The 19,845-nt window shown below is 65.3% G+C and carries 15 protein-coding genes; 11 read left to right on the forward strand and 4 right to left on the reverse strand.

What is annotated here, in order from left to right; translation table 11 throughout:
- Positions 1-224: 224 nt before the first annotated feature.
- Positions 225-2,003, forward strand: a complete 1,779-nt coding sequence (locus tag CWS35_RS20365) for an acyl-CoA dehydrogenase family protein (protein WP_100956543.1) — start codon at positions 225-227, stop codon at positions 2,001-2,003.
- Between the two features lie 58 nt (positions 2,004-2,061).
- On the forward strand, positions 2,062-3,288 hold the full coding sequence (locus CWS35_RS20370; RefSeq protein WP_100953406.1) for an ABC transporter substrate-binding protein: 1,227 nt from the start codon (positions 2,062-2,064) through the stop codon (positions 3,286-3,288).
- Between the two features lie 16 nt (positions 3,289-3,304).
- On the opposite strand, the gene CWS35_RS20375 is transcribed toward CWS35_RS20370, so the two are convergent.
- Together CWS35_RS20375 and CWS35_RS20380 are read right to left on the reverse strand one after the other, a co-directional pair.
- Positions 3,305-5,008 (reverse strand): bifunctional protein-serine/threonine kinase/phosphatase, encoded by a 1,704-nt coding sequence (locus tag CWS35_RS20375; RefSeq protein WP_100953408.1) that lies wholly within the window; start codon positions 5,006-5,008, stop codon positions 3,305-3,307.
- Positions 5,009-5,041: 33 nt separating this feature from the next.
- The gene (locus CWS35_RS20380; protein WP_100956545.1) at positions 5,042-6,301 is read right to left on the reverse strand and encodes an MFS transporter; all 1,260 of its coding nucleotides are present in this window, start codon (positions 6,299-6,301) and stop codon (positions 5,042-5,044) included.
- 637 nt (positions 6,302-6,938) lie between these two features.
- On the opposite strand from CWS35_RS20380, the gene nirB reads away from it, so the two are divergent.
- Genes nirB through CWS35_RS20395 form a run of 3 tightly spaced genes read left to right on the forward strand, consistent with a single transcriptional unit; the run spans position 6,939 to position 12,398 of the window.
- Positions 6,939-9,398: a nitrite reductase large subunit NirB gene (gene nirB / locus CWS35_RS20385; protein ID WP_100953410.1), complete on the forward strand. Its 2,460-nt coding sequence runs from the start codon at positions 6,939-6,941 to the stop codon at positions 9,396-9,398.
- On the forward strand, positions 9,395-9,724 hold the full coding sequence (gene nirD, locus CWS35_RS20390; RefSeq protein ID WP_024578538.1) for a nitrite reductase small subunit NirD: 330 nt from the start codon (positions 9,395-9,397) through the stop codon (positions 9,722-9,724). The genes nirB and nirD overlap by 4 nt, the downstream gene beginning before the upstream one ends.
- Positions 9,725-9,734: 10 nt before the next feature.
- Complete coding sequence (locus CWS35_RS20395) at positions 9,735-12,398, forward strand: nitrate reductase (RefSeq protein WP_100953412.1); 2,664 nt, start codon at positions 9,735-9,737, stop codon at positions 12,396-12,398.
- A 30-nt stretch (positions 12,399-12,428) separates the two neighbouring features.
- Here CWS35_RS20395 and CWS35_RS20400 read toward each other — a convergent pair whose 3' ends face one another.
- A complete protein-coding gene (locus CWS35_RS20400; protein WP_024578540.1) occupies positions 12,429-12,677 on the reverse strand; it encodes a hypothetical protein in 249 nt (82 codons plus the stop codon).
- Positions 12,678-12,960: 283 nt separating this feature from the next.
- Here CWS35_RS20400 and CWS35_RS20405 point away from each other — a divergent pair, with 283 nt between their 5' ends.
- The 4 genes from CWS35_RS20405 to CWS35_RS20420 all read left to right on the forward strand — a co-directional run bounded on the left by CWS35_RS20405 (position 12,961) and on the right by CWS35_RS20420 (position 16,368).
- Positions 12,961-14,187, forward strand: a complete 1,227-nt coding sequence (locus CWS35_RS20405; protein ID WP_100953414.1) for a CaiB/BaiF CoA-transferase family protein — start codon at positions 12,961-12,963, stop codon at positions 14,185-14,187.
- Between the two features lie 89 nt (positions 14,188-14,276).
- Positions 14,277-14,996, forward strand: coding sequence for a 3-keto-5-aminohexanoate cleavage protein (locus CWS35_RS20410; RefSeq protein WP_100953416.1), 720 nt, complete (start codon positions 14,277-14,279; stop codon positions 14,994-14,996).
- Positions 14,997-15,076: 80 nt separating this feature from the next.
- The gene (locus tag CWS35_RS20415; RefSeq protein ID WP_100956547.1) at positions 15,077-15,472 is read left to right on the forward strand and encodes a RidA family protein; all 396 of its coding nucleotides are present in this window, start codon (positions 15,077-15,079) and stop codon (positions 15,470-15,472) included.
- A gap of 83 nt (positions 15,473-15,555) precedes the next feature.
- Entirely contained in the window at positions 15,556-16,368 is an 813-nt protein-coding gene (locus CWS35_RS20420; RefSeq protein WP_100953418.1) for an HAD family acid phosphatase, read from the forward strand.
- Positions 16,369-16,389: 21 nt separating this feature from the next.
- On the opposite strand, the gene CWS35_RS20425 is transcribed toward CWS35_RS20420, so the two are convergent.
- The gene (locus CWS35_RS20425; protein WP_024578545.1) at positions 16,390-17,079 is read right to left on the reverse strand and encodes a TetR/AcrR family transcriptional regulator; all 690 of its coding nucleotides are present in this window, start codon (positions 17,077-17,079) and stop codon (positions 16,390-16,392) included.
- A gap of 233 nt (positions 17,080-17,312) precedes the next feature.
- On the opposite strand from CWS35_RS20425, the gene CWS35_RS20430 reads away from it, so the two are divergent.
- Complete coding sequence (locus CWS35_RS20430; protein WP_100953420.1) at positions 17,313-18,545, forward strand: acyl-CoA dehydrogenase family protein; 1,233 nt, start codon at positions 17,313-17,315, stop codon at positions 18,543-18,545.
- A 164-nt stretch (positions 18,546-18,709) separates the two neighbouring features.
- On the forward strand, positions 18,710-19,768 hold the full coding sequence (locus tag CWS35_RS20435; protein ID WP_024578547.1) for a phosphotransferase family protein: 1,059 nt from the start codon (positions 18,710-18,712) through the stop codon (positions 19,766-19,768).
- Positions 19,769-19,845: the final 77 nt, after the last annotated feature.

A 19,845-nucleotide genomic window follows, 5' to 3' on the forward strand; every position in this document is an offset into this window, starting at 1 on the left:
CTCGCGGCGAGTGTGCCGCGAAACCAATCGAGGTCAATACGCCACGGTTTCGAGTGCGCCCCCGCGCGCGGCATTTCCTCCACGTATCTGAAATTATTTCCGCGTGGTGGACATCGCCGCGATGGTTCTCGATGTTGCAGCGGGAGTTTGAACACCGGGGCTGGCATCCCGCACAGCGGTACGGCTGGTGCGACGTCACCCCAAACAAGGAGAGCCAGATGCAGATGAGTGCGCACGACCTTCGCAACCCTGACGAAGCCGCAGAGCCGGCCGATCCGGCACGCCACATCTCCCATGATAGCGCCGGTCTCAACTTCTACGACCTCGACCGCGGGCTTCGCAGTCTGCTCGGCCTGTATCTGTCGCGCGCGGATCGCGAGACGCTGGAGCCGCACTTCCATCGCCTGGGCGCGTTGGCGGGAGGCCGGCTCGACCAGCTTGCGAGAACCGCCGACAAGCATGCCCCGGTGCTCAATCCAAGGGACGCCTACGGCCGCGACGAGGACTGGATCGACTATCATCCGGCCTATCGCGAGATGGAGGCGATCGCCTTCGGCGATTTCCAGTTTCATGCGATGAGCCATCGCGCCGGCGTGCTCGGCATGGACCGGCCGCTGCCGGCCGTGGCAAAGTACGTGTTCCAATATCTGTTCGTGCAGTCCGAGTTCGGGCTGATGTGCCCGATCAGCGTCACCGACACCTCGACGCACCTGATCCGCAAGTTCGGCTCCGACGAGCTCAAGACCTATCTGCTGCCGAAGATGTTGTCGGACGACATGGCGAGCCTGTGGAAGGGCACGCAGTTCATGACCGAGCGGGCCGGCGGCTCCGATGTCGGCGCGATCGAGACCGTGGCGCGCCGCGATGGCGACGTCTGGCGTCTGACCGGCGACAAATGGTTCTGCTCGCATGCCGATGCCGATGTCGCGCTGATGCTGGCGCGGCCGGAAGGCGCGCCCGCGGGCACCAAAGGACTCGCGCTGTTCGCGCTGCCGCGGCGTCTGAAGAACGGCCGGCGCAACAGCTACCGGATCGTGCGGCTCAAGGACAAGCTCGGCACCAAATCGATGGCGTCGGGCGAAATCCGTCTCGACAATGCGGTGGCCTATCTGGTCGGTGATCCCACGGCGGGCCTGAAGCAGATGATGGAGCAGGTCAATCTGTCGCGGCTGTCGCATGGCGTGCGGGCTGCTGCGATGATGCGGCGTTGCGTCAACGAGGCGGTGGCCAGCGCCACCTCGCGGACGGCGTTCGGTCAGCGCGTGATGGATTTTCCGTTGCTGCGCCGTCAGCTGATGAAGCTGATCGTGCCGACCGAGCAGGCGCTGTCGATGATGCTGGTCGCCGCGCACGCGATGGACGAGGCCAATGCCGGTTCGGCGCAGGCGAGGGACCTGCTGCGCATCCTGACTCCGTTGCTGAAGTACCGCGCCTGCCGCGACAACATTCCGGTCGCGACAGGTGCGATGGAGGTGCGCGGCGGCAACGGCTACATCGAGGAGTGGGTGCAGCCGCGGCTGGTGCGCGATGCCCATGTCGGCGTGCTGTGGGAGGGCACCAGCAACATCAATGCGCTCGACATCATCACACGCGCCGTCGGCAAGAGCGGCGCGCACAAGGCCCTGGCTGCGGTGCTGCATGCGCGCCTCGCTGAGGCGAAGGCGCTGCCCGCGCCGTTCCGCCAGCGCCTTGGCACCGCGCTCGACCGCGCGATCGCCTTTGCCGCGCAAGTCGCGGCCGATCGCGGGGCGGAGCATGCAGCGCGGCTTGCCGCCAGCGCGCTCTACCACGCGGCATCGGCGATCACGCTCGCCTGGGAGGGATGCCAGGCGGAGGTCGACGCACGGCGGCTGTTGCTGTCGCGCTTCGTGCTCGAGCACCGCCTGACCGCGAAGGACCCGTTGGCGCCGAGCGATGATGCATGGGAACGCGACGCGATCGCGCTGGTGCTCGGCGAGAGGCCGGTCACTGTCGCTCAGGCCGCCGAGCTGCTGGCGGCCTGACGGCCATAAGCGCGCCGAAGAGAAAACAAGCAATGCGGAGGAAGTCCTTGTCATGCAAATGAGGCGGGCGGTTGCGATCGCGTTCATGGTTGTGCTCTGCCTGGCAGATGCTGAGCTTGCCTGGGCCCAGATCTCCGGCGACGTGGTGCGGATCGGTGTGATCAACGACATGTCGGGCCTCTACTCCGATCTCGGTGGCGAAGGCTCGGTGGAGGCCGCCCGGCTGGCGATCGAGGATTTCGGTCCGACCGTGCTTGGCAAGAAAATCGAACTGGTGTCGGCGGATCACCAGAACAAGCCCGACATCGCGGCGGGCATCGTACGCCGCTGGATCGATGGGGACGGTGTCGATCTGATTGCCGACGGTGGCAATTCGGCAACGGCGCTGGCCATTCAGGGCATCACCCGCGACAAGAAGCGCATCTTCGTGATTTCCGGGCCTGGCAGTTCCGACCTGACCGGAAAGCAGTGCTCGCCTTACGGTTTTCATTTCGCTTACAGCACTTACGCTGAAGCTTCCGCCGTCACCAAGGCGATGCTGAAGAACGGTGCTGATACGTGGTTCTTCCTGACCGCGGATTACGCCTTCGGTCACGCGCTGGAGCGTGACGCATCGGGCTTCATCACAGCCGCAGGCAGCAAGGTCGTGGGCGCGGTGCGTCATCCGCTCGGCGTGTCCGATCTCTCCTCATTTCTGTTGCAAGCGCAGAACTCCAAGGCGAAGGTGATCGCGCTTGCGAATGCGGGAGGCGATACCGTCAACAGCCTCAAGCAGGCCGCGGAGTTCGGCATCGGGAAATCGGCCGACCAGAGCATTGTCGCGCTTCTGATGTTGATCACCGACGTGCACTCGCTCGGCCTGCAAGCGGCACAAGGCATTCGCTATGCCACTTCGTTCTCGTGGACCCAGAGTGAGGCAACCCGTGCGTTCGGGCATCGCTTCATGGCGCGTCGGCACGGGCAGGCGCCGACCATGATCCAGGCAGGTGTCTACAGCGGCGTGATGCATTATCTGAAGGCAGTGCAGGCGGCCGGAACCGACGATGCCGACGCCGTTGCCACGGCCATGCGCAAGCTTCCCGTCAACGACTTCATGACGCAGAATGCACCGATCCGCGAGGATGGACAGGTAATGCGCTCGATGTATCTCGTCCAGGCCAAATCGCCTTCCGAATCGCGCGAACCTTGGGACTATGAGAAGGTGATCGCGACGATTTCGCCTGATGAAGCCTGGCGGCCGCTTGCGGAGGGCGGTTGCCCGTTCGTGCAGGCGAAAGGCCAGTGATGTCAGTGTCGCTGTGCTAATGCCGCGCCAGCAGCGCCACGATGATCAAAGCGAGGATCGCGCACAGCATCTTCCAGAACGTCACGGGATCGCGGTCGTGCAGCGATTTGCGGACCGTGACGGCGGGACCGGCCCAGGTCGCGCCGTTCTCCAGTTCGTGTGCGAACTCGATGGCGTCGCCGAAGCGCTGCGCCGGCTCGATGCTGAGCGCCTTGCCGATCACGGCATCGAGCCAGGCCGGAAGGTCCGGCCGGTAGCGTGACAGCGGTGACGGCTTGCCGAAGCGCGGCCGCGAGAACGGCTCTATTTCGCCGAACGGATAGTTCGCGGTGAACATGCGATAGACCGTGACGCCGAGCGCGAACAGGTCGGAGGCCTCGTCGCCGGCTTTGCCGCCGAACAGCTCGGGCGCCATGTAACTTGCGGTGCCCGGAATGTCCTCGGCGGGAAAATCCTCCAGCCGCGGCACCCGCGCGACGCCGAGATCAACCAGCCGCAGGCCACCATCCCTGAGCAGGATCACATTGTCCGGCTTGATGTCGCGATGGATGATGCCGGCGCGGTGCAGTGCGGTTACCGCGCGCACCAGCTTGGTGGCGATGTCGATGCCTTCGGCAAGCGATAGCCGTGGCGAGCGCGTCAGCCGCTGCTCCAGCGTTTCGCCTTCATAGAGCGGCATCGCCGAATAGAGCCGGGTCTGCCGCTCGGCCGGCACCTCGATGATCTCGCCGATCCACAGGCTGCGCACCCGCGCCGCGACCCACGCCTCGCGCACGAAGGCGAGGCGATAGGAACCTTCGCTGGCGACCCGCGGATGCGGAAATTTCAGCACGACCTCGCGGCCTACGTGCTTGTCGGTCGCCTTGAACAGGCGGCTGTAGCGTCCGTCGGACAGCACGTCGCCGAGCACGAAATCGTCGATCACGTCGCCCGTCTCGGGCAGGTCGAGGATCGGTAGTGTCGCGATCGCGTGCGTGAGCTCGTCGCGATCCGCCGGCGGCAGATCGACGATGTCGAGCACCGCCGCGGTGGCATTGTCGCTGCCGCCGGCCGCGAGCGCGGCCTCGACGATGCTGCGCGCCGACTCCTCCGGCGGCGTACGCTCCTCCAGCAATTGCTGAAGTCGGGAATCGCCGAGCGCGCCGTGAACCCCATCGCTACAGATCAACAACCGATCGTGTTGCCGCAGTCCGGCCGACGTCGTGTCGAAGCGGGCGAACTCCTCGAAGCCGATGGCGCGGCTGAGCATGTGCGCAAGCTCGCCGCGGCCGGCGATATGGTCCTGCGTCAGGCGCTCCAATCGTGCTTCGCTCAGGCGGTAGACGCGGGTGTCACCGATATGGATCACATGGCACGTCCGCCGCGACAGGATGACGGAAGAGAAGGCGCAGGCCATGCCGCTGCGCGCGGCATCGACGCGGCCCTGGCCATAGATCCAGCCATTGGCGGCCTCCAGCGCCCGCGCTGCGCGACGGCGAACGCCGAGTGTTTCCGGCAGGGAATAATAGGCGTCGATGAAGCTGCGAACGGTGATCTCTGCGGCCTCACGTCCGCCCTTGTGCCCGCCGACGCCGTCGGCGATTGCGGCGACGACATCGCGATGCACCGTGCCCGGTCTGCCCAGGCACGCCGCGACGTAATCTTCATTGGCGGCGCGCTTGCCGGTCTCGCTGGCGAAACCGACGCGAACGCCCAGATCCGGTTGCGCACCGTTCGCCACGTCCGAACTATCCTCTCCCGGGGGAGCGGGCCCTTAGACGCGCGCTCCCGACACCGCGCCCCAGGTGGTGCGCCAGCGGACCTTGACCATGGCAAGTCCGATGAAGCCAAGCAACGTCAGCGCGCCAAAGAACAGGAAGCCGGCGCCGAAGCCCCCGGTCATGCCCTTGGCGGTGCCGAGGGTTTGCGCCAGGAAGAAGCCGCCGATGCCGCCGGCGCAGCCGACGAGGCCGGTCATCAGGCCGATCTCGTGGCGGAAGCGGAGCGGGATCAGCTGGAACACGGCGCCATTGCCCATGCCGAGCGCCAGCACGCCGATCGAGAACAGCAGCACCGAGATCCAGGCGATCCGCGGCATGTTGCTCAACGCCCAGCCGCCCTGCGTCGGCGCCGCCGGGCCCTCCGGCATGAAGGCGATCACGACATAGGCGGCGACGACGACACCGAACAGGATCGACAGCGAGCGAATGCCGCCGATCCGGTCGGCGATCATGCCGCCGACGGGGCGGAATCCGGAGCCGAAGGCGACGACCAGTGCGACCAGCATGCCGGCCGCGACGCCCGAGACGTGATACTGCACGGTGAAATACAGAGGCAATGCGTTGGCGAGGCCGACGAAGCCGCCGAAGGTGATGAAGTAGAAGAACATGAACCAGCGGGTATCGGAGTCCTTCAGCAGCGTACCGTAGGCTTTCAGCGAAATCGGCTTACGTTCGCCTGGCGCGTCCTTGGCTGCGAACGCGTAATAGGCGAGCACCATCAGCATCGGAATCAGCAGGCACCCGAATACGGCCTGCCAGCCCCAATGCTCGGCGATCGAGGGCGCCAGTAGCGTATCGAGCACGACGCCCATATTGCCGGCGCCGGCGATGCCCATGACGACTCCCTGATATTGCGGCGGATACCAGCGGCTGGCCTGAGGCAGGGCGACCGCGAACGAGGCACCGCCAACGCCGAGTGCGACGCCGAACAGCTCGATCGCGAGCTTGCTGTTCAATCCGAACTGCCAGACCGCCAGGGTCGCGGCGATCACCACGAGCTGGGCAATGATGCCGGTGCGCTTGGCGCCGATGACGTCGGCGAGAATGCCCATCGGCACACGTAGCAGTGCACCGGCCAGCACGGGGATGGCGACGAGGGTGAACTTCTCGTTCACGGCCAGATTCATGTCGCGTGCGATGTAGACGATCAATGGTCCGAGCGCGACCCACGCCATGAAGCTGATGTCGAAATACAGGAACGCGGCGAGCAGTGTCGGCCAGTGACCGGCTTTCTTGAACTCGGCAAGTTTCATCGCAAGCATCTCGCGGTGATGCGGCGGAGACAGCCGCAGACGCGCGGCCCTCTCAGGCGCAGACAGATCGAATGTGGGTGAATGTGCGCGCGCGCTCGTCGTTGAGACGCACTCCGGCAACAGATGAGGTCAGCAATTTGCGTGCCATCGAGGCGATCGCGCCGCTTTGCCTTGCAGTCGCAAGACGTTGCCGCGAGATCGCGAACCGCATTCGGCGATCGGAACTGGCTTGGCTTGCATCACGCGTCGCCACGCAAACACGCAGGCTGATGCTTTCTTGTGCGATACGCTCCGGGTAGCTGACGGCGCTTCGATAGCGAGTTCGCGATCGCCGTCGCCAACGTCGATGCTGTGATGCACAAGAGATCATCGGCGTGGCTAAAAAATCGGCCGGCTATTGCGATGGCGCGTCATTGGACTGTTTCGGTGCGCCTCGAAACCAATTGATTTTGTTGCCGGATTTGTCTTCCGGGATTTGGCACGCGTTTTGAATACCAATCGATAACGGAACATCGATCGTCATCGACGACGGTCTGCGCCCGCGGCTGGGCTTCCTCCAACTCCAAACCTTTATCGGTGTCGATCAACGACGCGCGCCGCGTCGCTGGGCAACGCCGTCGGATTTGAAAGGCAGACCATGCTCGACAAGGTGACGAAGCAGAAGCTCGTGGTGATCGGCAACGGAATGGCCGGCATCCGCACGGTGGAGGCGCTGCTCGAGCGCGCGCCCGATCTCTACGACATCACGGTGTTCGGCTCGGAGCCGTACGGCAATTACAACCGCATCCTGCTGTCGCCGGTGCTCGCCGGCGAGAAGACCGTCGACGACATCATGCTCAACACCGTCGACTGGTACGAGGACAACAACATCACCCTGCGCAAGGGTGAGACGGTCACCATGATCGACCGCCGCAGCTGCGAGGTCGTCACCGAGGCCGGCGCCCGCGTTCCCTATGACCGGCTGCTGATCGCGACCGGCTCGAACCCGATCGTGCTGCCGCTGCCGGGTAAGGAGCTGCCGGGGGTGATCGGCTTCCGCGACATCCACGACGTCGATCGCATGATCAAGGCCTCGACCGACTATCGCAACGCGGTCGTGATCGGCGGCGGCCTACTCGGCCTCGAAGCCGCCAACGGCTTGATGAAGCGCGGCATGAACGTCACGGTGGTGCATCTGCTGGACACTCTGATGGAGCGACAGCTCGATCCGGTGGCCGGCGGTCTGCTGCGCAAGTCGCTGGAAGAGCGCGGTATGGTGTTCAAGATGCCGGCGCAGACCCAGGCGATCCTCGGCGAGGACCGCGTCACCGGCGTGCGCTTCGGCGACGGCACCGAGCTGCCGGCTGACCTGGTGGTGATGGCGGTCGGCATCCGTCCGAACTTCGAGCTCGCCAAGAAGGCCGGCCTGTATTGCGAGCGCGGCATCGTCGTCTCCGACACCATGCAGACCTATGACGGCCGCATCTATGCGGTCGGCGAATGCGTGCAGCACCGCCGCCAGACCTACGGTCTGGTCGCGCCGCTGTTCGATCAGGCCAAGGTCTGCGCCAACCACCTCGCGATGAAGGGCTTTGCCACCTATGACGGCTCGGTCACCTCGACCAAGCTGAAGGTCACCGGCATCGACCTGTTCTCGGCCGGCGATTTCGCGCCGGGGCTGGACAAGGAGGAGATCGTGCTGCAAGACGCCAATCGCGGCGTCTACAAGCGCATCATCCTGAAGGACAAGAAGATCGTCGGCGCCGTGCTCTATGGCGACACCATCGATGGCCCCTGGTACTTCCAGCATCTGCGCGACGGCACCGACGTCTCGCACATGCGCGAGCGCCTGGTGTTCGGCGCCGCCAATCTCGGCGATGGCGGCGTCAGCGGCCAGAACTCGGTCGCCGCGATGAGCGACGAGACCGAAATCTGCGGCTGCAACGGCGTCTGCAAGGGCGCGATCGTCAAGGCGATCTCGGAGAAGAAGCTGTTCACGCTCGACGACGTCCGCGCCCACACCAAGGCATCGTCGTCCTGCGGTTCCTGCACCGGCCTGGTCGAGCAGGTGCTGGCGTTCACGCTCGGCGGCGATTATTCGGCGGCGCCGAAGGTCAAGCCGCTGTGCAAATGTACCGACCACAGCCACGACGATGTTCGCCGCGTCATCGTCGAGCAGCAGCTCAAGACCATTCCGGCCGTGATGCGCTTCATGGAGTGGAAGACGCTCAATGGCTGCCATTCCTGCCGTCCCGCGCTGAACTACTATCTGCTCGCGACCTGGCCCGGCGAGTATCGCGACGACCAGCAGTCGCGCTTCATCAATGAGCGCGTCCACGCCAACATCCAGAAGGACGGCACCTATTCGGTGGTGCCGCGGATGTGGGGCGGCGTCACCACGCCGAGCGAGTTGCGTGCGATCGCCGACGTCGCAGAGAAGTTCAACATCCCGACGGTGAAGGTCACCGGCGGCCAGCGCATCGACCTGCTCGGCGTCAAGAAGGAGGACCTGCCGGCGGTATGGGCCGATCTCAACGACGCCGGAATGGTGTCGGGCCACGCCTACGCCAAGGGGCTGCGCACGGTGAAGACCTGCGTCGGCTCCGAATGGTGCCGCTTCGGCACCCAGGACTCGACCGGCCTCGGCGTCAAGCTGGAGAAGTTCATGTGGGGCTCGTGGACGCCGGCCAAGGTCAAGCTCGGCGTCTCCGGCTGCCCGCGCAATTGCGCCGAAGCAACCTGCAAGGACGTCGGCGTAGTCTGCGTCGATTCCGGCTATGAAATCCATTTCGCCGGCGCCGCGGGCCTGCACATCAAGGGCACCGAGTTCCTGACCAAGGTCGAAACCGAGGACGAGACGATCGAGGTGATCGTCGCGCTGACCCAGCTCTATCGTGAGGAGGGCTGGTATCTCGAGCGCATGTACAAATGGTGCGACCGCGTCGGTCTCGAGCAGATCAGGAAGCGGGTGGTCGACGACGTCAAGAACCGCAAGGCGCTGTTCGCCCGCTTCGCCCATTCACAGCAGTTCGCGCAGACCGATCCCTGGGCCGAGCGCGCCAGCCGGGGCGTCGACCGCAACGAGTTCGCGCCTCTCGCCGAATTGGAGCTCGCATGACCAGCTGGATCGAGATCGGTGCGCTCGACGACATTCCGCGGCTCGGCTCGCGCGTGGTGCGCACGCCTCGCGGCAACATCGCGGTGTTCCGCACCGAGAGCGACGAGGTGTTCGCGCTTGACGACCGCTGCCCGCACAAGGGCGGCCCGCTATCGCAGGGCATCGTGCACAACAAGCGCGTGACCTGTCCGCTGCATAATTTCGTCATCGAGCTCGCGAGCGGGCAGGCGGTCGCCCCCGACGAGGGCTGCACGCATACCCATCCGGCCAAGGTCGAAGACGGCGTGGTCTGGCTGTCGGTGCGGCAGGCGGTTGCGGTGAGCTGAGCAGTCAGGCATGTCCGTCAAGACCACGTGTCCCTATTGCGGTGTCGGTTGTGGCGTCATCGCCTCGAGGGACGCGGCGGGCCTCGTGCGGGTCGAGGGGGACAGGCAGCATCCGGCCAATTTCGGCCGGCTGTGCAGCAAGGGCTCGGCGCTCGCCGAGACCATCGATCTCGATGGGCGCCTGCTTGAACCTTTTGTCGACGGCGCGCCGGCCACATGGGACGCCGCGCTCGATCGCGTCGCCGATGGCTTTGGCCGGATCATCAGGGAGCACGGGCCCGATGCGGTCGCGTTCTACGTCTCAGGCCAGTTGCTGACCGAGGACTATTACGTCATCAACAAGCTCGCCAAGGGCTTCGTTGGCACCGCCAATATCGACACCAATTCGCGGCTGTGCATGGCCTCCAGCGTGGCCGGGCACAAGCGCGCGTTCGGCAGCGACACCGTGCCGGGCTGCTACGAGGACCTCGAGCAGGCGGACCTGCTGGTGCTGGTCGGCTCCAATGCCGCTTGGTGCCACCCGATCCTGCACCAGCGCATGCTGGCGGCAAAGGAGAACAACCCGGCCTGCAAGATCGTGGTGATCGATCCGCGCCGCACCGCGACCTGCGAGGGCGCCGATCTGCATCTGCCGTTGCGCTCCGGCAGCGACAGCGTGCTGTTCAACGGTCTGTTCGCGTTCCTCGCCGGCAGCAATGCGGTCGATCGCGGCTTCGTCGGCAATTGCACGACCGGCGTCGTCGACGCGCTCAAGCAGGTGGCCGGCCAGACCGTGGCGCAGACGGCTGCGACCTGCGGCCTGACCGAAGGTGCCGTCGGCCTGTTCTTCGACTGGTTCACCCGCACAGAGCGCGTCGTCACGCTGTATTCGCAAGGCATCAATCAGTCGTCGAGCGGCGTCGACAAGGTCAACGCCATCATCAACTGCCATCTCCTGACCGGGCGCATCGGCCGTCCCGGCATGGGGCCGTTCTCGCTGACCGGCCAACCCAACGCGATGGGCGGCCGCGAGGTCGGCGGGCTCGCGAACCAGCTGGCCGCGCATATGGAGATCGAGAATCCGTCGCATCGCGAACTGGTGCAGCGGTTCTGGCGCGCGCCCGTGATCGCGGAGAAGGCGGGATTGAAGGCGGTCGACATGTTCGACGCGATCGCCGACGGCCGCATCAAGGCAGTGTGGATCATCTCGACCAATCCGGTGGTGAGCCTGCCCGATGCCGATCGCGCGCGGGCCGCGCTCGACGCCTGCGAGCTCGTCGTGGTGACGGATTGCATGCGCGACACCGACACCACGCGCCATGCCGACGTGCTGCTGCCGGCGCTGGCGTGGGGCGAGAAGGACGGCACGGTCACCAATTCCGAGCGCCGGATCTCGCGACAGCGGCCGTTTCTGGCTGCGCCGGGTGAGGCGCGCGCCGACTGGCGCATCGTCTGCGACGTCGCCACCCGCATGGGATACGCCGGCTTCGACTACGCTTCGGCCGCGGCCGTGTTTCGCGAGCACGCCGGGCTGTCGGGCTTCGAGAATGACGGCCGGCGCGATTTCGACATCTCGGCGCTGGCTGCACTCGACGACGTCGCCTATGACGCGCTGGCGCCGGTGCAGTGGCCGGTGACATCGGAGCATCCCGCCGGCACCCCGCGGATGTTCGGGAGCCAGACATTCTTCACGCCCGATCGCAAGGCGCGCTTCGTGCCGGTCGCGCCACGTGCGGCGCGCCACGCGACCAGCCGCGACTTTCCGCTGGTGCTCAACACCGGTCGTGTCAGGGATCAGTGGCACACCATGACCCGGACCGGGAAGACCGGGCGGCTGCTGTCGCATGTGTTCGAGCCCTACGCGGAATTCCACCCCGACGATGCGCGGCAGGCGGGCGTGCAGAATGACGGGCTGGTGCGGCTGACCAGCAATTGGGGCGAGATGATCGCGCGGGTCGTGGTTACCGCCGACCAGCGCCGCGGCTGCGTGTTCGTGCCGATGCACTGGAACGAGGCGTTCGCCGGCGAGGGCCGCGTCAACGCGCTGGTCAATCCGGTGGTCGATCCGCTGTCCGGCCAGCCGGAGTCGAAGCACACGCCGGTCAAGGCCGATCCATACGCGCCGAAATGGCACGCCTTCATCCTGAGCCGCGATGCGATCAAGCGTCCGATGGGTGGCTATTGGGTCTACGGCAAGGCCGGCGAGGGCACGCGGCTGGAGCTTGCGCTCGACGTCCGCCCGGAGAGCTGGCGCGATTGGGCGCGGGCGCAGCTCGGGCTCGACGGCGTCGAGATCGAATGGCTCGCCTATCGCGATCCGGCGGCGGGCCGCTTCCGCTACGCCGCGGTGCGCGACGGCCGGCTCGCAGGCTGTGTGTTCATCGCGCCGGACCACGCGCTGCCGTCGCGGGCCTGGCTGACCGGGCTGTTCGCCGAGCAGCAATTGTCGGCCAATGCACGAATGTCGCTGCTTGCCGGACGCCCGTTCGGTGCGGGCGAGGATGTCGGTCCGATCGTCTGTTCCTGCTTCAGCGTCGGACGGCACCAGATCACCGCCGAGATCAGGAAGGGTGCCGCCAGCGTCGAGGCGATCGGCCGTTGCCTGAAGGCCGGCACCAATTGCGGCGGCTGCAAGCCGGAGATCGGCAAGCTGATCGGCGCCACCGCGCAGCCGCGGCAGGCCGTCGCCTCCTGAAATTCCCGCAATCCGCTCGCGCTGAGTGAGCTAGCAGCCGCGGCAGATGCTCTTCAGCTTGCTGTTGAGCAGGCGGTCCTCCTCATCGGAGGCCGCCTTGGTATAGGCGTCATCGCCGTGCCGCTTGTCGGAGGCAAATCCGCCGCCGCGCATGGCGCCGCCGGCATGCATGCCGTGACTGTGTCCGCCGCCATGGCCATGGCCGCCGCGCGCGTCCGCCGGCGGCATTGCGGCCGCAAGCAGGGTCAGCAGCAGCCCGACCGTCGTGATCGTCCGCATGGTCTCCTCCTCGTCGGAGGTAAATTACCGCAGACGCTGCGGCAAATCGGTGTCGGCATCTTCACAATTTCGCGTGGCGGCAATCCGCACGATTCTCGCGACCGGTTCCCCGACGGCTCCGCCGGTGCGCCGCACATAGGCCGTCCAGGGATGGCTTCATGCCGACAATGCAGTGCTCGCGGCACCAAAATGGTGTATCGGCAAGCTCTGGCGCCCAAGGACACCGCTGGGACGGGTCCGGCGCCGCATAATCAGAATTCGCAAGATATCGGAGGAATGCTTCATGTCGGCTCTGCCACTCTCGGGCATCAAGATTCTCGACCTGACACGGGTGCTCGCGGGCCCGCTGTCGGCCCAGATGCTGGCGGATCTCGGCGCCGAAGTGATCAAGATCGAGCGGCCCGGCGGCGGCGACGACGCCCGCGCCTTTGGCCCGCCCTACCTAGCCGACCCCGAAGGCAAGCAGAACAACAACAATTCGTTCTACCTCTGCGCCAACCGCAACAAGAAGTCGGTCACCGTCAATATCGCCAAGCCCGAGGGGCAGGCGATCGTCCGCGAGCTCGCCAAGACGGCGGACGTGATGATGGAGAACTACAAGGTCGGCGACCTCAAGCGCTACGGCCTGGACTACGAGACCATCAAGAAGATCAACCCCGGCATCATCTATTGCTCGGTGACCGGTTTTGGTCAGACCGGGCCCTACGCGCCGCGCGCCGGGTACGACGCCATCCTTCAGGCGATGGGCGGGTTGATGAGCGTCACCGGCCATATCGACGGCGAGCCGGGCGAGGGCCCGATGAAGGTCGGCCCCTCGATCGTCGACTACATGACCGGCATGAACACCTCGATCGGCATCCTCTCGGCGCTCTACCATCGCGACGCCAACAACGGGGAAGGGCAGCATATCGACGTCTGCCTGTTCGACACCGTGATCGCTTCGCTGTCGCACTGGCTGCAAATCTACCTCGTCAACGGCACCACCCCGCCGCGCCGCGGCACCTGGGGCAATGGCGGCATGCCGGCCGGCGTGTTCCGCTGTACCGACGGCGAATTGATGCTCGTGGTCGGCAATGACGGCCAGTTCCAGCGCACCTGCGCGGTGCTCGGCGAGCCCGAGCTCGCCAACGACAAGCGCTTCGTCAAGAACAACGACCGCGTCGTGCACGGCAAGGAAATCATGGCGATCTTCGCCGGCCTGTTCCTGAAGAAGCCGGTGGCCTACTGGCTGGAGAAGCTGGAGGAGGCCGGCGTGCCGTCCGGCCCGATCAACAATTTCGAGCAGGTGTTCAGCGACCCGCACGTGCAGTCGCGCGGCATGCGGGTCAAGGTCGATCATCCGTTCGAGCCGAACCTGTCGCTGATCCGCAACGCGCTGACCTTCTCGGGCACCCCGATCACCGACTACCGCGCCCCGCCGCTGCTCGGCGCCGACACCAAGGACGTGCTGGCGACCATCGGCTACGACGACGCCAAGGTCGAAGGGCTGAAGGCGCAGGGGATCCTGTAGGCGCGTGCCGGCACGGCGGCGGTGACAAGCCGCCGCCGCTGCATTAACCTGACGCGATCGATCGCCACGTTGATGAGGCGCGTCCGCTGATGATCATCCAGGCCTGTCTCAACGGCGCGCGTCCCGTCGATTTCCATCCGCATCTCCCGTTGACCGCGGCTGCGATTGCGCAGGACAGCGCAGCCTGCGTCGCGGCAGGTGCCGCCGAGCTGCATATCCATCCGCGCGACCCCGAGCGTCGCGAGAGCCTGACTTGCATCGATCAGACGGTGGCTGCGGTTCGGCGGACATGTCCGGGCACCCTGGTCGGTGTCTCGACCGGGGCGTGGATCGAGAACGACGTCGAGCGCACGCGGGCTGCGATCACGGCGTGGCGTGAGCTGCCCGATTATGCATCGGTCAACCTCTCCGAACCCGACGCGCCGGAGGTGATGAACCTGCTGCGCGGCCACGGTGTCGGCATCGAGGCTGGCCTCGCATCGGTCGCCGATGCCGAGCGCTTCATCGGCCTTCCGGGACACGGGTCGGTGTTGCGGGTCATGATCGAGATCGGTGCGCAGGACCACAGCAAGGCGTTGCAGGCGGTCGACGAGATCGCCTCGATCCTGAACCGCGCTGAATTGCACCGGCAAATCCTGCTGCATGGTTTCGATGCCACGGTCTGGCCACTGCTCGAGGAAGCGCATCGTCGGCGCTGGTCGACCAGGGTCGGTCTCGAGGACGGCAGGGCAATGCCGGATGGCACCGTAGCCTCCGGCAATGCCGCACTCGTAGCGGCCGCCGTCGCGGTCTACCGCGAGATGCTTTAACACTTCGACCGATATCGAAGCATCATTGACATCTTCCTGCTAGATTGGCGGCATCGATCCTCTTATCGAAGGTCCCCATCATGAAACGGGAAGTGGTCCGCGTCGAACCGATCTCAAGCTGGCTGGAGCGCTGGAAGGCGCCGGCGTCCGCGGTGACGCGCGCCGGCAACGTGATCTTCGTCTCCGGCCTGCCGCCGTTCGATCCCGCCACCGGCGAGATCGCCGCAGGCGCGTCGATCGAGCGCCAGAGCGAGCTCGTGATGGAGCAGCTCAGGCAGTGCCTGGAAGCCGCCGGCGCCTCGTTCGACAACGTCATGAAGTGCAACATCTTCTGCACCTCGGCGAAGCACTTCGCCACCTTCAATGCAATTTACCGAAAATACTTCGGGGACGATCTGCCGGCGCGGATCTTCGTCTGCATCCCGGAATGGACCGGGCCGTTCGACATCGAGATCGACGCCATCGCGATGGTCTGAGGGCGGGCGAGGGACCGCGCGCCTGTCTTAAATTCGTGCAACTTGTGATCGTAGTCTTCCGGTTTTCACCGGGAGATGATCCGATGACGAATATTGCCCTGCGTTGTCTCTGCGCCCTCGTTGCGACCATTGTCGTCGCCGGCAGTCCGGCGTTCGCCCAAACCGGGACGCCGGTCGATCCGCGGCTCGGCTGCGACAAGGCCGGCACAGCGCCGGCGGCCGATGCCGGCGAGCCCGACAATATCGACCTCTTCAAGAAGCGGCTGCTGACCTATCGCTGCGCGGCTTACGAGAACGACATCGCCGCGGTGCTCGGCAATGCGCGGAAGTGGGTGACGGCGCGAGCGCCGGAAGTCCAGCGTCCGGCGGTCGTACTCGATATCGACGAGACCTCGTTGTTCAACTGGCCTCGCATCTACCAGGACGACTACGCCTATATCCCGAGCACGCCCGGCGGCCGCTGCGATTTCACCGAGGTCGGCGATCCCTGCGGCGACCTCGATTGGCAGCAGAGCGCGCGTGCCGCCGCGATCGGTCCGACGCTTGAGCTCTACAAGCTCGCCCGCTGCATCGACCAGGCCGCCACCTGCACCAAGGTCGAGGTGTTCTTCGTCACAGGCCGACGTGAGCAGGAGCACAACAAGGAGATGGCGAGCGTCTGGACGTTGCGCAATCTGCAACTGGCGGGCTTCGACGGCATCGCGCGAGATCATCTTTACATGCGCGATCCGGCCTCGACCGGCTCGGTCAGCATCCACAAGACGGCCGCGCGCGCCGACATCGAAAGCAAGGGCTTTGCGGTTATCGCCAATGTCGGCGATCAGAAGAGCGATCTCGTCGGCGGACACGCCGAGATGACCTTCAAGGTGCCGAATCCGTTCTACTTCATCGAATAGGCTGTGCCGCCGCGTGGCGGCTCACAGGTCCTGCCGCGTCAGCCGGCCGTGCACCATCGCCGGCCGCGCGGCCGGCTTGCTTGGCACCTCGCCCATCGTCAGCGCCATCACCGAGACCGTGACCACGCGATCGATGATGGCGCGGACGTCGTCGAGATCGCATTTGCCTTCCGAGAGCCGCAGCAGGCGTTCCTTCTCGCGGATGGTGTGGTGGGCCATCGCCAGCGCGAAGTGCAGGCCCCAATACAGCTCGGTGTCGCTGCTCGCCGGCATCGCGCGGCGCATCGCGGCAGCGAATTTGCGCAAATGGTCGACCTCGCGGTTCTTGATCCGGCGGATCGGCGGCACTGATTCGATCGAGGCGCGGATCATGAAGCGCGCCGCGGTGGAGCCTTCGCGGTCGGGGCCGAGGCAGCCGCGCAAGGTCGGGCCGACGAGGGCGCGCATGATGTCCTCGATCGTGGCGCGGCCGCCGCCCTTCTCTTCCGCGGCCTTCAGCTCGTTGAGGCGCTCGCGGTTGGTCTGGATGCTGCGGGTGACGAACAGCTCCGCGATCAGTTCGTCCTTGGAGCCGAAATGATAGTTCACCGCCGCGAGGTTGACGTTCGCCTCCGCGACGATGTCGCGCAGTGTGACGTCGCCGAAGCCGCGGTCGGCATAGAGTCGCTCGGCGGCGGCGAGAATGGCGGACCGGGTGTGATCGCTGGCCATGGCTGAGAGCCTTTCAGTCGGTCTGCGCGCGATGCGCCGGAACGACGAAGACGACAGGGAGTTGCATTTCAAACATTTGTATGAAACTATCGTTTGAACAGCCGGTAATGTCAATCCGCAACAATGCGGGCGGCATTCTGGCACACCACCGCGCCGGTCCCGCGAACGCCCTTGCGGCGTCCGGGCGCCGGGTGGACAGTGCGGCCCAAAGTCTAGGAAACGAGGAGCGTCCCATGGATTTCACGATGTCGGCCAGGCAGAAGGAGTGGCTTGAGCGCGTTCAGGCTTTCATGAAAACGCACGTCCGCCCGGCGGTGCCGATCTACGAAAAGCAGGACGCCGAAGGCCCGCGCTGGAAGGTGATCCCAATCCTCGAGGATCTGAAGAAGAAGGCAAAGGCCGAAGGCCTCTGGAACATGTTCATGCCGCCGTCCTCGCACGAGGATGACGAATTCCACGGCGCGGGATTGTCCAATCTCGAATACGCGTTGCTGTCGGAAGAGATGGGCCACATCTCCTGGGCGTCGGAAGTGTTCAACTGCTCCGCGCCCGATACCGGCAACATGGAAGTGTTCATCCGCTACGGCACCAAGGAGCAGAAGCGCAAATGGCTGCGGCCGCTGATGGACGGCGAGATCCGCTCCGCCTTCCTGATGACCGAGCCGGCGGTCGCCTCGTCCGACGCCACCAACATCGAGACCCGGATCGAGAAGGACGGCGATCACTACGTCATCAACGGCCGTAAATGGTGGTCGTCGGGCGTCGGCGATCCGCGCTGCAAGGTCGCGATCCTGATGGGCAAGACCGACTTCAACGCCGCCAAGCACCAGCAGCAGTCGCAGATCCTGGTGCCGCTCGACACCCCCGGCATCAAGGTCGAGAAGATGCTGCCGGTGTTCGGCTATGACGACGCGCCGCATGGCCACGCCCAGGTGCTGCTCGAGAACGTTCGCGTGCCGAAGGAAAACATCCTGCTCGGCGAGGGCCGCGGCTTCGAGATCGCGCAGGGCCGTCTCGGTCCGGGCCGCATCCATCACTGCATGCGCACCATCGGCCAGGCTGAAGAAGCGCTGGAGAAGATGGTGAAGCGGCTCACCTCGCGCACTGCGTTCGGCAAGAAGATCATCGAGCACTCGGTCTGGGAGCAGCGCATCGGCGAGGCCCGCACCGACATCGAGATGAATCGTCTGCTCTGCCTCAAGGCAGCCGACATGATGGACAAGGTCGGCAACAAGACCGCGCAGGCCGAGATCGCCATGATCAAGGTCGCAGCGCCCAACATGGCGCTGAAGATCATCGACCAGGCGATCCAGTCCTATGGCGGTGGTGGCGTCTCCGACGATGCCGGGCTGGCGCGCGCCTATGCCCACATCCGCACGCTTCGCTTGGCGGACGGTCCGGACGAGGTGCACAATCGCGCCATTGCCAGGCTTGAAGTTCGGAAGTATGCAAACACGTCGCACTGAGCATGACCGGGAACGCATAGCGTTCGCGACCGCATCGTGCTCAGAATGAAAAAGAGAAATCAGGCTGGTGCGCCAGCCTGATCGAGGGAGCGCTGCAAAGGCGCTCCCGTCAACAAGGGAGCGTCCAATGGCGCTCCCAAGAAACGTGTTGAGGGAGCGTCACCGTGGCGGACGGCGTCAGGAAAGACGAGGAATTTTCCGGGACAAGGGAAGTCGAGGAGCGCCATCGTATCAACGAGGCCAGCCTCGACGCCTGGATGAAAGAGCACGTCGAGGGCTATCAGGGCCCGCTCAAGGTCCTGCAATTCAAGGGTGGCCAGTCCAACCCGACCTATAAGCTCGAGACGCCCGGCCGCAACTACGTGATGCGCCGCCGGCCGTTCGGTAAATTGTTGCCGTCGGCCCATGCGGTGGACCGCGAGTTCCGCGTGATCGCGGCACTTGGCAAGCAGAATTTTCCGGTCGCGAAAGCCTATGCGCTGTGCACCGACGATGCGGTGATCGGCTCGGCCTTCTACATCATGTCGATGGAAGAGGGGCGGGTGTTCTGGGATCCGACGCTGCCGAGCCAGGCGCCCGATGCACGCCACAAGATCTTCACCAGCAAGATCGAGACGCTGGCGAAGCTGCACGTCCTCGATCCCGAGAAGATCGGCCTCGGCGATTTCGGCAAGCCCGGCAATTATTTTGCGCGCCAGGTCGATCGCTGGACCAAGCAGTACCGCGCTTCCGAGACGCAGCACATTCCCGAGTTCGAAAAGCTCGCCGAGTGGCTGCCGAAGACGGTGCCGGAGCAGAAGCGTGTCTCGGTCGTGCATGGCGACTATCGCCTCGACAACATGATCTTCCACGCCACCGAGCCGCGGGTGCAAGCGGTGCTCGACTGGGAATTGTCGACGCTCGGCGACCCCATGGCCGACTTCACCTATCTGCTGATGCAGTGGACCATGCCGGGCCTCGCCAATGCCGACCTCAAGGCGTTGAACATCCCGAGCCAGGATGAGGCTGCGCAGATCTACTGCAACGTCACCGGCATGGCCGTGCCTGACTTGAACTGGTACTTCTCCTACAATTTGTTCCGCCTCGCCGGCATTACGCAGGGCATTGCGGGCCGCGTCCGCGACGGCACCGCTGCCAATGCCAAGGCCCTCGAGTCGGCCGCGCGCACCGTGCCGCTGTCGAAGGCATCGTGGGAATACGCGCAGAAGGCCGGCGCAACCTGACATGACAAGCGGCGCGATGCTCACAGCTCGCGCCGCTTCTCTTTTTACCTCGCCCCGCTTGCGGGGAGAGGTCGGAT

This window comes from Bradyrhizobium sp. SK17, from assembly GCF_002831585.1.
In the GTDB taxonomy this organism is placed as follows: domain Bacteria; phylum Pseudomonadota; class Alphaproteobacteria; order Rhizobiales; family Xanthobacteraceae; genus Bradyrhizobium.